Origin of the sequence: Jejuia pallidilutea (assembly GCF_002973595.1) — a bacterium.
In the GTDB taxonomy this organism is placed as follows: domain Bacteria; phylum Bacteroidota; class Bacteroidia; order Flavobacteriales; family Flavobacteriaceae; genus Jejuia; species Jejuia pallidilutea.
In genome coordinates this window covers 1-13,817 of record NZ_PVEO01000016.1, presented here as the reverse complement: position 1 = coordinate 13,817, position 13,817 = coordinate 1, and the positions used below count along the sequence as shown (strand labels likewise).

The window sequence follows — 13,817 nt, the reverse complement described above, 5'->3', positions numbered from 1 at the left end:
AACTATTTTTACTAAAAATATTAGCGTATTTATGATTAAACTATCTGGAGTTATTATTACCTATAACGAAGAAAGAAATATTGAAAAATGTTTAAAATCTCTTGTGAATGTTGTGGACGAAATAGTTGTAGTAGATTCTTTTTCAACAGATAGCACAAAGGCAATTTGTAACCTATATAATGTAAAATTCATAGAGCAAAAGTTCATGGGATATATAGAACAAAAAAACTTTGCTTTAACACAAGCAACATATAATTACGTAGTGTCCTTAGATGGTGATGAAGCACTTTCTGAAACCTTACAGGATTCTATTTTGAATCTGAAAAATAATTGGACTTTTGATGGTTATTTTTGTAACAGGTTTAACAACTTTTGTGGTCAATGGATAAAATATTCTGATTGGTACCCTAACAAAAAACTTAGGGTGTTTGACCGAAGAAAGGCGAAATGGACAGGCATAAACCCACACGACAATGTTATGCCGCATAATAAAAAAGCTAAAATAGGACATTTAAAGGGCGATATTCTACACTGGACTTACCAGAGCTATTCTGAATTTAACAACAAAACCGAATATTTTTCAACCATTGCAGCCCAAGCCTACTTTGACAAAGGAAAAACAGCATCGTTCTTTAAAATAGTGTTCAATCCTTCTTGGGCATTTTTTAAATCTTACATTTTAAGATTAGGGTTTTTAGACGGTATTAACGGATTTGTAATTTGCGTACAAACTGCCAATATTACCTTCCTAAAATATACTAAATTGTGGGAGTTACAGCATCAGCTTAAAAAATAATTGTCGATAGTTTTAGAACAGTTTTCCCAAGTATAGGGCATTACATATTGCCTTACATCTCCCTTTATTTCAAAAGCTTTTTCAATGAGAGGTACAACGTCTTTATAGGTTGCATCAACGTCAAACAAATAACCATTTTTGCCCTCTGCTATTAAATCTGGTGCGAATCCTGTTTTAGAAGCTACAATAACGCAGTTAGACATCATAGCTTCTAGAATAGGCACAGGGCCTCCTTCTAAAACAGAGGGAGACACAAATACATCTACCTTATTATACAAATCTGGGTAAGATTCATAAGGCACATCGTTATGATATACAAGGTTTGGTAAACGTTTCAATTCATCATATCTATCATACTCTTCCCAATTTCTTCCAATAATATGAAACCTTCTATCAGGTAAGTTTTTAATAATATCTAGCACTAAATCAGGATTTTTTCTATCTCCATAATTAGAACAAAAGCCTACATCTCCTTTACCTCTTTTATGTGGATAAAATGCAGAAGGAGAAGTACCAATATGTAGAACTTTCAATAATTCTGGTCTTACTCCACTAGAAATTAAATAGTCTTTAATATTTGAATTTAAACAAATTACGGTATCGGCTTTATTTAAACACCAAACTACATGTGTTTTAGAGTATTTTTTTGTCCAATTAGGATGGGTAAACATTACAATGTTTTTCTTCTTCAATATACTTGGTGTACTACGTATACATCTGCAAAAATAATTTTGATAAATAAAAAAATAGCCATCTGCTTCAGGTAAATCGCAAAGTTTATCATGATGGTGAGTTGAAGCTTTTAACGATGAAAATTTAGATAATCGTTTAACTTTTGTGCCAAAAATCCAATCTTTATCTTTTTCTCTGGCAACATATACTATTTTTTTTACGGCATTAGGGGAATCATGAAGTTTGGATTTCATAATTGCTATCAAATACTTCCACTTATGAACTAATGTAAAATATAATTGTTCTCCCATGCTTATAATGCCTCCTTTATTAAATTGGCGATTTAGAAACTCTATCCTTATACTTCTTCTTCCAAAAGAAAATACGTTTCTTTATTCTAATTTTACGGTAATAGTTTTCCTGAAATGCTCTAGTGTATTCCCACATCGCATTAAAAATCTTGGTTTCATCTTCTCCCGTACATTTTGCATATTCGTTACTCATTACCTTTATCATAGGTTTATGAATGGTTAACTTTGAAAAGTTTTTTATTCTAGTCTCGAAATCCAAAGTCTTAAATTCCATTCGGTTTAAATCCACTAAATAAAAATCATAACCGTGCTTAGTTCTAGAAATTAACGTATTACCTGGCGAATGGTCTAGAAAATGAACGCCTTTTTCATGAAGTGTATAAGTAAACCTCGTAAAAGCCCTTAATATAATTTCATGATCTTTTATGTTAAAATCTGTAGTTAGCGCTCTATAGGTTAAATCGCAATCTACAAATTCGCTAATATAAAAACTTCTTTTAAAGGCTAAGGGAGTAGTTTGTTTTTGGTATGCAATTGGTATTGGTGTTTTTATGCCCAAACCTAATAATTTGTTAGCATAAATATAAGAGCGTTCTGCTTTAGATTTTCTAAAAAACCTGTAAACAATTTGGTTAATAATATTGGGAATTTTAAAAGACTTAACCGTGTAAACCTTACCATTAATTGTTACATTCTTAATTACATTCCGTTCTGCAGCACCAAGTACTTTGGTGTAGCTGTTAAAATTAGATATGGCATCTTTTATTTTATGGCCCAAATCTCTATAATCAGGATGTACAACTAAGGTTGTTTTCATTTATACGCTTTAAATATTGCCAAATATGCGTTGCAAATATATCCAAATTAATTTGAGCAAAATGGAGCGTATTCTAATTTGTGTAATCAATATGCAAGATGTACTTTTGGATGCGTACAAATTTGGTATTTAATGCATGTTTTACACGTATCGGGAGTAACTAATTGGGGTGGTGGCGAATACCATATAGAAAATCTGTGCTCTGAATTATCTACTTCTAACCCTGGCATAAAAAATACAGTTTTATGTGTTAAGAACTCCCCTTTTGAAAAAAGACTATCTGAAACAAACATTACGTTTGTAAGTGCTTCATTAGCTATAAAAATAGATTTAAGGTACGTATTTAAAATAGGAGAAATTTGTAGAAAACAAAAGGTAGATATAATTCATATACACGACCCAAGCGCATTACAGCTTACTATTATTGCAGATAAAATATATAATTTACCATCTTTTGTGTACAGTAAGAAAACCTCTTTCCCAATAAAAGAGCGCAAAAAAACGCTTTACAAATACAATTATTCAAAAATTAAAAAAATACTGTGCGTTTCTAAAGAAACACAAAAAGTTGCCGAAAAAGCCATAGCAGACAAAACTAAGCTCCTTACAATATACCATGGCACCAACCTTAAAACGAAAAGTACCAAAACTCCTTTTTTAATTAGAGAAAAGTATAATATCGCAAAAAACAAAGCTATTATTGGCCATATTGGAAACCACATAAGGGCAAAACACCTAGAAACTTTAATAAACGTTGCCCATAGGCTTATAAATATTGAAAAACGAACTGATGTTTTCTTCGTTCAAATTGGCACCTTTAGCGAACGCACCGAAGTGCTTTTAGAGCAGGTTAAAAATTTAGACCTAAAAGAACATATTGTTTTTATGGGCTATACACCTAAAGCCTCTAATTTTATCCCACAGTTTGATATTGCTTTAATGACCTCACAAAGTGAAGGTTTACCACAATTTATATACGAATCTATGTATCATAAAACACCAATTGTGAGTACAGATGTTGGAGGTATTCCAGAACTTATTTCTCATGAGGAAAACGGACTACTGGCACCAATGCATGATGACCAATCCTTAAGCAACCACATTAAAAAACTTCTAGACTCAAAAGAACTTAAAGCCCAATTCGCCTCTAAAAGTTACAATAAACTTTTAGAACAATTTACAACAGCAAATATGGCCCAGGAAACCGTTAAAGTTTATAAAACGATTTTAAAACATGCCTAACATACACTTAGAAACAAAAAATGCTGTTGAAGCCTTAAAGGCCGGTGAACTAATTCTATTTCCAACAGACAGCTACTGGAGTGTAGGTTGCGATGCTAACAATAACGCAGCAGTAGAAAAATTATTTACTTTAAAAAAAAGTAATAGCCAACGCAACATAACATGTTTTGTTACAGACGATAGGATGTTATACCGATATGTGAAACAAATACCTTACGCAGCCCAAAGCATTATTGAGGTTGCAGATACGCCAACAACTATTATTTATGATGCACCACAAAATATAGCATCAAATTTAATTCCTAAAGACAACACCATAGCGATAAGAATTCCAGATGATGAATTTTGTTATCAACTCTTAAGACGGTTTAATGGCGCTATTGCTACTTCAATTGCTCATGTAGATGGAGAAACTATTCCAAAATCCTTTAAAGAAATAGTGCCCGCTATTTTAAAAGATGTAGCGTATGTCGTAAATTTGCAAAAGGAAAAAATTTGCACTACCTCTGCTTCAATTATTCAAATAAGCAACAGCAGTATTGTGAAGGTTTTACGAAAATAAATAGCTCAATTTTTATCAAAATTCATTATTGGATTTTGAAATTTGAATTTTGTTCATGAACTATAAAAAAGCACTACAAAACAATATATTTAAAGTCATCTCTAAATCTGCAAAGCAACTTAACCTAGATAGTTATGTTATTGGAGGTTATGTGCGCGATTTTTTATTAAAAAAAGGTGACGCCAAAGATATAGACGTTGTAGCCATTGGTAGCGGTATAGCACTAGCAAAAAAGGTTGCAGAAAATTTACCTACGGTACCAAAGGTACAAGTATTTAAAACATACGGTACAGCTATGTTACGCTATAAAGATATTGAAGTGGAGTTTGTTGGGGCTAGAAAGGAATCTTATGCTAAAAACAGTAGAAACCCAATTGTTGAAGATGGCTCTTTAACAGACGACCAAAACAGACGCGATTTTACTATAAACGCCCTTGCTCTAAGTTTATCAGAAGCTAATTTTGGTGAATTACTAGATCCGTTTAACGGCATGCAGGATTTAGAAAATAAAATAATACGCACACCTCTAAACCCAGATATTACTTACAGTGACGACCCCTTACGCATGATGCGCGCCATTAGGTTCGCAACACAATTAAATTTCAAAATTGAAAAAGAAAGCTTAAAAGCAATTACAAGAAATGCAGAACGCATTAAAATTATTACCAATGAACGTATTGTAGTTGAGTTGCATAAAATATTAGAAAGCGAAACACCATCTATCGGATTTTTACTTCTGGAAAAAACAGGTATTTTAAAATATATTTTACCAGAACTTACAGCGCTTAAAGGTATAGATGAAATTGAAGGACAGCGCCACAAGGATAATTTTTATCACACACTAGAAGTAGTAGATAATATTGCAAAAAACACCAATAACTTATGGCTGCGTTGGGCTGCATTATTACACGATATAGGAAAAGCACCAACCAAACGATTTAGCAAAAAAGTAGGTTGGACGTTTCATGGACATGAGTTTGAGGGTTCTAAAATGGTTTTTCGTTTGTTTAAGCGTTTAAAAATGCCATTAAATGATAAAATGAAGTTTGTACAAAAAATGGTACTTATGAGCTCTCGTCCTATTGTGTTGGCTCAAGATTTAGTTACAGACTCCGCAGTAAGACGTTTGGTGTTTGATGCCGGTGATTACGTAGATGATTTAATGACGCTTTGTGAAGCAGATATCACCACAAAAAACCCTAAAAAATTTAACAAGTACCACAATAATTTTAAAATAGTTCGTGAAAAAATTGTTGAAGTTGAAGAGCGCGACCATGTACGGAATTTTCAGCCTCCAGTAACAGGAGAAGAAATAATGGAAACTTTCAATTTAAAACCCTCACGCGAAATTGGTGTTATAAAAGAAGCTATTAAAGAAGCCATTTTAGAAGGCGATATACCAAATGAACATGAAGCTGCTTATAAATTAATGCTGAATAAAGGAAAAGAATTAGGGCTTAAAACAACTAATGAACAGTAAATTAGTGCTAAAACGAGTTCCTAAATAGGATAATAAAAAGTTGTAAATCTTTAAAAAAATTGTCTGTAAAAAAAGTACAAAAACTATTTGTTTTAAAAAAAGTTGAGCTATGAAAAAAGATAATAAACGCGTTATTTATTGGTTACTTACAGGCTGTGCACTCATTTTTATAATGGTAGTAGTTGGCGGTATTACTAGATTAACCCATTCTGGTTTATCAATTTCAAACTACAAACTAATCTCTGGAACTATTCCCCCCATGAACGAAGTTGAATGGCAGGAGGCTTTTGATTTGTACAAGCAATATCCTGAATATCAAAAACTAAATAACCATTTTGATTTAGAAGACTTTAAGGACATCTATTTTTGGGAATGGCTGCACCGTGTATTGGGGCGCTTTATTGGCATTGTTTTTATTATACCTTTTATATATTTTTTAGTTACTAAACAACTTACAAAACCAACAATAAAGAAGTCTATTATCCTTTTATTAATGGGGAGTTTTCAAGGTTTTTTAGGCTGGTATATGGTAAAGAGCGGTTTGGTAGACAGGCCAGATGTAAGCCATTACAGGTTAGCAGCTCACTTAACTACTGCATTTTTAACATTTGCATATACGTTTTGGGTAGCTCTAGATTTAATATTTCCTAAGAAAAAAGACATTAACAAGAACTTTAGAAACTTAGTGCGTTTTGGGTTGGTTATATTAATTATTCAAATAATTTATGGTGCATTTGTTGCAGGTTTAGATGCAGGATGGATACACAACCATTGGCCCATGATGAGCGAGGGTAAGTTTATGCACGAAACCGTATATATAGAGCAAAATCCACTTTATAAAAATTTTATAGAAGGCAAAAGTGGTGTGCAGTTTGTACACAGAATTCTAGCATACGTAGTTGTATTTATTATTATTGTTATTTGGAGAAAAAGTAAGCAATTAATACTTACCAAATATCAAGTTAATGGTATAACTTGGCTTTTAATTATGGTATGTATTCAGTTTATACTGGGAGTATTTACTATTTTATTACAAGTACCCGTTTGGTTAGGTGTAGCACATCAAGTTGGTGCATTTATATTGCTACTAGCTATGGTATTTACACTGCATCGGTTTAGCAAGTAAACCACTTATTTACTACTTGAAGATGTAGATGTGCTCTCTAAAAAAGAGAATTAATAACTTTTTTTAATACATTAATAGTTACACCTTTAGCTCAACTAAATTCTAACTATATCTTATGTAGATTAAAAAAAAGTAATAAAAATTAACATAAGCAATAACACTACAAAACTTGCCTAAAATAGATAAAACTAAAAGGTTTTTAAACGTTAATAGTATTTGCGCACTATCTTACCATATTGCAAAATATTAATTTTCCCATCATTTAATCGGTTGTTTGTAAGTTTTTTTGTGTTTCAAGTACTCTTAAAAGGGTGTTATCTTTCTTACTTAAGAAAAAATTAGTATCTTTATAAGGAGTCAACCAACCCACAAAATAAATGAGAAAACTGTTTATATTATTGTTTTGTATATGTGCATCAAGTACTTACGGCCAAGACAAAACATGTTTAGATTTTAAAACAGGGAAATTTAAATATGAAAATCCTTCTTATGCCGATTGGCAGATAAACAGAACAGACTCTATACAAATAGAAACCAATACTGCCACTGGATTGGTAATACACAATGATGTAAATTGGATATCTAATTGTGAGTTTACACTTACCTGTACTAAAGTATCTCAACCTGTATACAATAATGCTGTTGGAAAAGTATTTAAGGTAATAATTACTGATACCTCAAATAATGGCTATTCTTGCATTTTAATGCCTAATGAAGTCCAGCCTAACAATATGAAATTTAAAATGATTAAAGTAGATTGATTTCTCTTTAAAACACCAAATTTCACTTTAAACGCATATTGACTTTTTCTATTCTAATTCATCTTGTTTTTGCTGCAAATTCCTTTTAATTTCATACATTTAAAGGATATAATATCTTTTTTTTAAATTATTTATGACTGATTTAGAAGTTGCCAAAAACGTTACCCTTAAACATATTTCACAGATTGCCGAAATATTTGGAATTCAACAAAACCATATAGAAATGTATGGCAATTACAAAGCTAAACTACCTTTACACCTTATAGATAAAACTAAAGCACAAAACAGTAATTTAATACTGGTTTCGGCCATATCGCCTACTCCTGCTGGCGAAGGAAAAACAACAATGTCCATAGGCTTATCTGAAGGGCTAAATCGTTTACAGAAAAAAACAACGGTGGTGTTAAGAGAACCTTCCTTAGGTCCTATTTTTGGTATAAAGGGTGGCGCTACTGGTGGTGGTTATTCGCAAGTATTGCCTATGGAGGATATTAATTTACACTTTACAGGAGATTTTTCAGCAATTGAAAAAGCGCATAATTTACTAGCTGCAGTTATAGATAATAATATTCAAAGCAAAACAAACTCATTGCATATAGATCCCAGAACAATAGGTTGGAAACGGGTTGTTGATATGAACGATAGGGCGCTAAGGCGCATAATTGTTGGTTTGGGTGGTACAACTTCTGGTGTGCCACGAGAAACAGGTTTTGATATTACTGCTGCCTCTGAAATAATGGCAATTTTATGTTTAGCAGAAAACTTAACAGATTTAAAAATGCGCTTAGGCAATATTTTTATTGGGTATACTTACGACAAAAAACCAATATACGCTAAAGATTTAAAAGCTGAAGGAGCAATGACCGTGCTTTTAAAAGATGCCATTAAACCTAACCTAGTACAGACAATTGAAGGTAACCCTGCAATTATTCATGGTGGTCCTTTTGCTAACATAGCCCAAGGCACTAATAGCGTTATAGCTACTTTAATGGGAATGACGCACTCTAACTATACCGTTACAGAAGCTGGTTTTGGTTTTGATTTAGGTGCCGAAAAATTCTTTGATATTAAATGCCAAAGTGCTGGTTTAAAACCTAAAGCCGTGGTTTTAACCACAACTATTCGTGCATTAAAATACCATGGAGGAGCAGACTTAAAAGCTTTAACAGTACCAAATTTAGATGCGCTAGAAAAAGGAATTCCTAATCTAGAAAAACACTTAGAAAATATTGAAAAATTTAATGTTGCTCCTATAATTGCTATAAATAAGTTTGCAACAGATACTGATGCAGAAATTAAAGTAATTATGGATTTTGCAGCATCAAAAGGCATAAAAGTTGCTTTAGCTGATGTTTGGGGAAAAGGTGGCGAAGGTGCTTTAGATTTGGCAAAACAAGTAGTTGAAATGGTAGAAAATAATACATCGAACTTTAAACCGCTATACCAATGGGAAGCCTCCATAACCGATAAAATAGCAACTATTGCTACCGAAATTTACGGCGCCGAACATGTAGACTATAACTCTAAGGCCAAGGCAGATTTAAGAAAAATAACGAATTTAGGTTTAGACCACCTTCCTGTATGTATTGCAAAAACACAAAAATCCTTGTCAGATAACCCCAAACTTTTGGGACGCCCAAAAGATTTTATAATTACCGTAAGAGAAATAGAAATTGCCGCAGGCGCAGGATTTTTAATTCCTATTACTGGAGATATCATGCGTATGCCAGGGCTACCAACGCATCCTGCTTCAGAAGGTATGGATATTAATGAAGATGGGGAAATTATTGGGTTGTTTTAGTTTACCAATTTTTTAATAATCTCTTTAACAGGCAAAATGGCGTTGGTATGTTCTATACTTGGGCCTGCTACCCATACCGTTTTGTAAGTTGCTTTGGTGGCAGCATTTTTAGTGGTATTCATCCCAATAGAAAAACGAATCATTTTCACCCACTTTTTAAGCTTTTTATTCTTATTGAGCAGGTTTTCTATCCAAGTAGATTTAGTACCTATTTTCTGAACATAGGGCGTGTTTATTACAGTACAGGGAGTTCCCGAAATACGTTCGGTTATTACAATATCCTCAGCCCCATAATCTACGCACGCTTGCTTATATTCGTTGGTAACATTAGCCTCTTCTGATGCTATAAACGGACTTCCAACCGATACACCTGCTGCTCCGTAACCAAGCATTTTGTCAATATCTGCCTTACACCCTACCCCTCCTGCTGAAATAACCGGAATTTCACAATTTTTACTTATTGTTTCTATTAACTCTTTAGGAGAAATATTTCCTCGGTGGCCACCAGCTTCGTTATTTACAGCAATAATTGCATCTGCACCTAAGCCCTCTACTTTTTTTGCAAAATTTAAATCGGTAACATCACAAAACACCTTAATGCCCACTCTGTGCGCTTGGTTTATAGTTTCTTCGGGACTTCCAAGAGATGTAATTATAAAATCGCAACCTTCTTCACAAATAACTTTTAATTGTTCTTTATATTTAACGTTAGATTTATTTACAATTAAATTAAAACCAAACGCCCCACCATTAACCTTAGTACGCTTTAATAGTTTTAAAGCATCTCTTAACTCATCTAAAGTTCTATAATTTAATGCAGGTATACATCCTGCAATTCCTCCTTTCATAGCTTCTTGCACCATAGCAACATTTGATACTAAAAACATTGGTGCTTGAATAATGGGATGCTTAATCTGTAGTAACTCTGTTAATTTTGTAGCCATCAAAAATATTTTATCAAATATAGTAAAATATTATGCATGCATAGTATTTGATAATCAATAAGTTACAAAACAACACTAATTAAATTAAGCTAAATAACTGATAACATGACTTTTATCATTTTTTTATTATGCATGCATAGTTAATTTTGAAAAACAATACCTGTAAATACATCCATCATGAAAAAATTAATCTTTAGCTTATGTACTTTTATCTGTTTTACATTTATGTATTCGCAAACAGTAGAACTACCAGAAACCGTTATTTCAGTAAATTCAGATTACTTTAATACAGTAGACTCTGAAAATTCTTGTAATTACGTAAAAAAACTAGAAGAAGCGTTATTAGAATATAATCCTTCTGAATTATCAGACCTTTATGATTCTAAAAAAGACATCTACAACGTAACTTTTAAAATCCCAGAAGGTAAAATAATTGCTTCTTTTAATAAAGACGGTAAAATTGTTGAAACTTTTGAAAAATATAACAATATAAGGTTACCAAAAGCAGTAATAAAAGCAATTGTAGACAAATATCCAGATTGTAATATTGTAGAAGATGTGTATGTGGTTAAATACCATTGCAATAAAGAAGCTTTAAAACAGGAGTATCGCGTTAAAATTAAAAATAAAGATTCAGTAATTACTGTAAAAACCGACAAACAAGGCGTGTTTATTTAAGCCCAACTAATCTAAAAAACGATAGTACCCACTTTTTAAATAAGCCCCTTCTGGAAACCCAATAGGATGATCTACATCGTGTTGGGTTTTTAGTTTTAAGGTGTATGGTCTATTTTTTGACGATAAAACTTCATTATTAATATCAAAAAACGTCTGTGAAACTACTCTAGATGAGCACGATGCTAGTACCAACAAGCCGTTTTTAGCGGTAAGTTGTTCTCCTAACTTAGCAAGTTGTGCATATTTCTTTTTAGCCAATTCAATTTCTGAGGCTTGTTTTGCAAAACTTGGTGGATCTATAACAACTACATCAAAAGTTACTTTAGTATTAATTAGTTTTTTTAATTCTTTAAAAGCATCACCAGCAATAGTTTTATGAGTTCCTGAATAGGAATTTAACCTCCCATTTTGCACCGCTATTTCTAAAGCTTGTTTACTAATATCTAAACTCGTTACTTCTTTAGCGCCATTGGCTAAAGCGTGCACTGAAAATCCACCAGCATAAGAAAATACATCCAATACCGTTTTTCCTTTACTCCATTCGCCTACCTGCTTTCTATTGGCGCGATGATCTAAAAAATACCCCGTTTTATGCCCTTTTATTACATTGGCTGAAAAATTTACACCATGTTCTACAAACGCTACAACTTCGTTTTCTAAAGTACCATAAACTACTTCTCCATTTTTTAGTTGATGTGATTTAGAGTTTTCCAAACCTCTACTTAATCTAATAACTACTGTTTTAGCATTTGAGGTATGTTGCAAACTTTCTAAAATAGGTTCTAGATAAGGCAACCATATTTCAGAATAAATTTTAACCACTAAAACCGAAGCATATACATCGGCAATTAATCCAGGAAAACCATCGTTCTCTCCAAATATAAGGCGGTAACTATTGGTATTGGTTTTTAATAAGGTTTGTCGTTTTTTGAATGCTTCTTTTATGTTATTTTGAAAGAATTCTGAATTGATTTCTACTTTTTCAATTCCTGAATGCAACATTTTAATTCGTATAGGAGAATTTGCATCATACAACCCTAAACCAATAACTCGGTTTTTATTCTTGCTGAAAATTATGGCTAAATCCCCAGTTTTGGCATCGGTATTAATCTTAGTAATGCTATTTGAAAATACCCAAGGGTGGCCTTTTAAGACAAATTGTTCGCCTTTAGCATTAAGTTTTACTGCTATCCGGTTAGGAATACTAGTATATTTTATGTTTTTAGAAAATTGCATTTACTTATTTTCAGAGGATCAAAAATATTGGTTTTGTTGCGCATAAAAAAACGCAACCATCTGTAAAAGGTTACGTTTTAGCTTAGCCTATTATATAATTTATGCTTTTAATACAACTCTAAATCTAGCTTTTCCATCGTGTAAATGTTCAATAGCTTTGTTTACATCTTCCATCTTAAATTCTTCCACCGTTGGATAAATATCATGACGTACACAAAACTCCAACATTTTACGAGTTAACGCAATACTTCCCAACGGACTTCCGCCTACTGACTTTTCACCTGAAATTAAACTAAACGCTGGTATTTCCATGGGTTCTAAAACAGCTCCAACTGTATGTAATTTTCCTTGTGGTGATAGTGTAGCAAGAAATGCATCCCAATTAAGTTTCACATTGGTGGTATTTAAAATAAAATCGAGAGTTCCTGTTATTTTATCTAATTCATCTTTATCGGTAGAGTCCACAACATTATGGGCACCCATTTCCTTTAGTTTTTGGGTCTTATCTTTACTAGATGTAAATGCTGTGACTTCGCAGCCCCAAGCTCTTAAAAACTTTAGAGCTAAATGTCCAAGTCCACCAATACCAATAATACCAACTTTATCTGTTGGCTGAACGCCTGAAATAACTATTGGACTAAATACGGTAATTCCTCCACAAAATAATGGTCCAGCTTTAGCCATATCAATTCCTTCGGGTAGCAACGTTGTCCACGACCAATGTCCGCGAACCTTGTCTGCAAATCCGCCATGACGTCCTACTATAGTGCCTTCGGCTTCACTACAAAGATGTTGCTTTCCGCCCATACATTGATTACAATGCATACAAGACGCACTAAACCAGCCCATACCTACTTTATCACCCTTCTTAAGGCCTTTTACTTCGCTTCCTACATCTAGAACCTCGCCTACTATTTCGTGGCCAGGAACTAGAGGGTACTGAGACATTCCCCAATCGTTATTAATCATACTCAAATCGCTATGGCACAAACCACAGTAATGCACTTTTATGTCTACCTGTTCCTTACCAATTTCTCCAAGTTCATAGTCGTACTGCTCTAATTTTGCCCCGGCTTCATTAGCCGCATATGCCTTTACTTTCATAGTTATCCATTTTTTTGGTTGTGCATTGAATATACGAATAAGATATTGAACTTATTGATTCTGAAATCAAAAAAATAAGGAAAAGTTTGTGTTGCTACTTATTAAAACAAAGAGGTCGTCTAAAAAGTAATTTTTAGGCGATTTTCTTTTTGGTTATTTTTCAGTTTGTTTTTTTTGACGTTTAATTTTTGTTACAAAACGCTCAATATAAAAAAGCAAAAGTGATTTTATATTGCCAAACTATACTTTTTAAGGTTGTGGGCCATTGCAATTAGCCCTATTTCAAC

13 protein-coding genes are annotated in these 13,817 nt (G+C 32.9%); 8 read left to right on the top strand and 5 right to left on the bottom strand.

Annotated features, from left to right (window positions below):
* Positions 1–31 precede the first annotated feature (31 nt).
* Positions 32–796, top strand: a complete 765-nt coding sequence (locus tag CLV33_RS16675) for a glycosyltransferase family 2 protein (RefSeq protein ID WP_105474831.1) — start codon at positions 32–34, stop codon at positions 794–796.
* Here CLV33_RS16675 and CLV33_RS16670 read toward each other — a convergent pair.
* Positions 781–1,722, bottom strand: coding sequence for a glycosyltransferase family 4 protein (locus tag CLV33_RS16670; protein ID WP_170064035.1), 942 nt, complete (start codon positions 1,720–1,722; stop codon positions 781–783). The two genes, CLV33_RS16675 and CLV33_RS16670, sit on opposite strands and share 16 nt — an antisense overlap.
* Positions 1,723–1,798: 76 nt before the next feature.
* Positions 1,799–2,596, bottom strand: a complete 798-nt coding sequence (locus tag CLV33_RS16665; protein WP_105474829.1) for a lipopolysaccharide kinase InaA family protein — start codon at positions 2,594–2,596, stop codon at positions 1,799–1,801.
* 132 nt (positions 2,597–2,728) lie between these two features.
* On the opposite strand from CLV33_RS16665, the gene CLV33_RS16660 reads away from it, so the two are divergent.
* From CLV33_RS16660 to CLV33_RS16635, 6 genes are all read left to right on the top strand, one after another.
* Positions 2,729–3,838 (top strand): glycosyltransferase family 4 protein, encoded by a 1,110-nt coding sequence (locus CLV33_RS16660; RefSeq protein ID WP_105474828.1) that lies wholly within the window; start codon positions 2,729–2,731, stop codon positions 3,836–3,838.
* Positions 3,831–4,400: an L-threonylcarbamoyladenylate synthase gene (locus CLV33_RS16655; RefSeq protein WP_244906453.1), complete on the top strand. Its 570-nt coding sequence runs from the start codon at positions 3,831–3,833 to the stop codon at positions 4,398–4,400. The genes CLV33_RS16660 and CLV33_RS16655 overlap by 8 nt, the downstream gene beginning before the upstream one ends.
* Positions 4,401–4,455: 55 nt before the next feature.
* Positions 4,456–5,880 (top strand): CCA tRNA nucleotidyltransferase, encoded by a 1,425-nt coding sequence (locus CLV33_RS16650; protein ID WP_105474827.1) that lies wholly within the window; start codon positions 4,456–4,458, stop codon positions 5,878–5,880.
* Positions 5,881–5,989: 109 nt separating this feature from the next.
* Positions 5,990–7,006, top strand: coding sequence for a COX15/CtaA family protein (locus CLV33_RS16645; protein ID WP_105474826.1), 1,017 nt, complete (start codon positions 5,990–5,992; stop codon positions 7,004–7,006).
* Positions 7,007–7,383: 377 nt separating this feature from the next.
* Complete coding sequence (locus tag CLV33_RS16640) at positions 7,384–7,767, top strand: hypothetical protein (protein WP_052415069.1); 384 nt, start codon at positions 7,384–7,386, stop codon at positions 7,765–7,767.
* A 133-nt stretch (positions 7,768–7,900) separates the two neighbouring features.
* A complete protein-coding gene (locus tag CLV33_RS16635; protein ID WP_105474825.1) occupies positions 7,901–9,568 on the top strand; it encodes a formate--tetrahydrofolate ligase in 1,668 nt (555 codons plus the stop codon).
* On the opposite strand, the gene CLV33_RS16630 is transcribed toward CLV33_RS16635, so the two are convergent.
* Positions 9,565–10,512 (bottom strand): NAD(P)H-dependent flavin oxidoreductase, encoded by a 948-nt coding sequence (locus CLV33_RS16630; protein WP_105474824.1) that lies wholly within the window; start codon positions 10,510–10,512, stop codon positions 9,565–9,567. The genes CLV33_RS16635 and CLV33_RS16630 overlap by 4 nt on opposite strands.
* Positions 10,513–10,689: 177 nt before the next feature.
* Here CLV33_RS16630 and CLV33_RS16625 point away from each other — a divergent pair, with 177 nt between their 5' ends.
* Positions 10,690–11,190 carry a hypothetical protein gene (locus tag CLV33_RS16625; RefSeq protein WP_045371731.1) on the top strand — a complete coding sequence of 167 codons (501 nt, stop codon included), beginning with the start codon at positions 10,690–10,692 and terminating at the stop codon, positions 11,188–11,190.
* Between the two features lie 6 nt (positions 11,191–11,196).
* On the opposite strand, the gene CLV33_RS16620 is transcribed toward CLV33_RS16625, so the two are convergent.
* Together CLV33_RS16620 and ahr are read right to left on the bottom strand one after the other, a co-directional pair.
* Entirely contained in the window at positions 11,197–12,426 is a 1,230-nt protein-coding gene (locus tag CLV33_RS16620; RefSeq protein WP_105474823.1) for a class I SAM-dependent rRNA methyltransferase, read from the bottom strand.
* A 99-nt stretch (positions 12,427–12,525) separates the two neighbouring features.
* Complete coding sequence (gene ahr / locus CLV33_RS16615; RefSeq protein WP_042249067.1) at positions 12,526–13,530, bottom strand: NADPH-dependent aldehyde reductase Ahr; 1,005 nt, start codon at positions 13,528–13,530, stop codon at positions 12,526–12,528.
* Between the last annotated feature and the right edge of the window lie 287 nt (positions 13,531–13,817).

What these genes read in the sequence shown, in the direction of transcription:
- CLV33_RS16655 (WP_244906453.1), top strand. Translation starts at nt 3,831, where the DNA reads ATGCCTAACATACACTTAGAAACAAAAAATGCTGTTGAAGCCTTAAAG.
- CLV33_RS16635 (WP_105474825.1), top strand. Translation starts at nt 7,901, where the DNA reads ATGACTGATTTAGAAGTTGCCAAAAACGTTACCCTTAAACATATTTCA.
- ahr (WP_042249067.1), bottom strand. Translation starts at nt 13,530, where the DNA reads ATGAAAGTAAAGGCATATGCGGCTAATGAAGCCGGGGCAAAATTAGAG.
- CLV33_RS16645 (WP_105474826.1), top strand. Translation starts at nt 5,990, where the DNA reads ATGAAAAAAGATAATAAACGCGTTATTTATTGGTTACTTACAGGCTGT.
- CLV33_RS16675 (WP_105474831.1), top strand. Translation starts at nt 32, where the DNA reads ATGATTAAACTATCTGGAGTTATTATTACCTATAACGAAGAAAGAAAT.
- CLV33_RS16630 (WP_105474824.1), bottom strand. Translation starts at nt 10,512, where the DNA reads ATGGCTACAAAATTAACAGAGTTACTACAGATTAAGCATCCCATTATT.
- CLV33_RS16640 (WP_052415069.1), top strand. Translation starts at nt 7,384, where the DNA reads ATGAGAAAACTGTTTATATTATTGTTTTGTATATGTGCATCAAGTACT.
- CLV33_RS16650 (WP_105474827.1), top strand. Translation starts at nt 4,456, where the DNA reads ATGAACTATAAAAAAGCACTACAAAACAATATATTTAAAGTCATCTCT.
- CLV33_RS16625 (WP_045371731.1), top strand. Translation starts at nt 10,690, where the DNA reads ATGAAAAAATTAATCTTTAGCTTATGTACTTTTATCTGTTTTACATTT.
- CLV33_RS16665 (WP_105474829.1), bottom strand. Translation starts at nt 2,596, where the DNA reads ATGAAAACAACCTTAGTTGTACATCCTGATTATAGAGATTTGGGCCAT.
- CLV33_RS16620 (WP_105474823.1), bottom strand. Translation starts at nt 12,426, where the DNA reads ATGCAATTTTCTAAAAACATAAAATATACTAGTATTCCTAACCGGATA.
- CLV33_RS16670 (WP_170064035.1), bottom strand. Translation starts at nt 1,722, where the DNA reads ATGAAATCCAAACTTCATGATTCCCCTAATGCCGTAAAAAAAATAGTA.
- CLV33_RS16660 (WP_105474828.1), top strand. Translation starts at nt 2,729, where the DNA reads ATGCATGTTTTACACGTATCGGGAGTAACTAATTGGGGTGGTGGCGAA.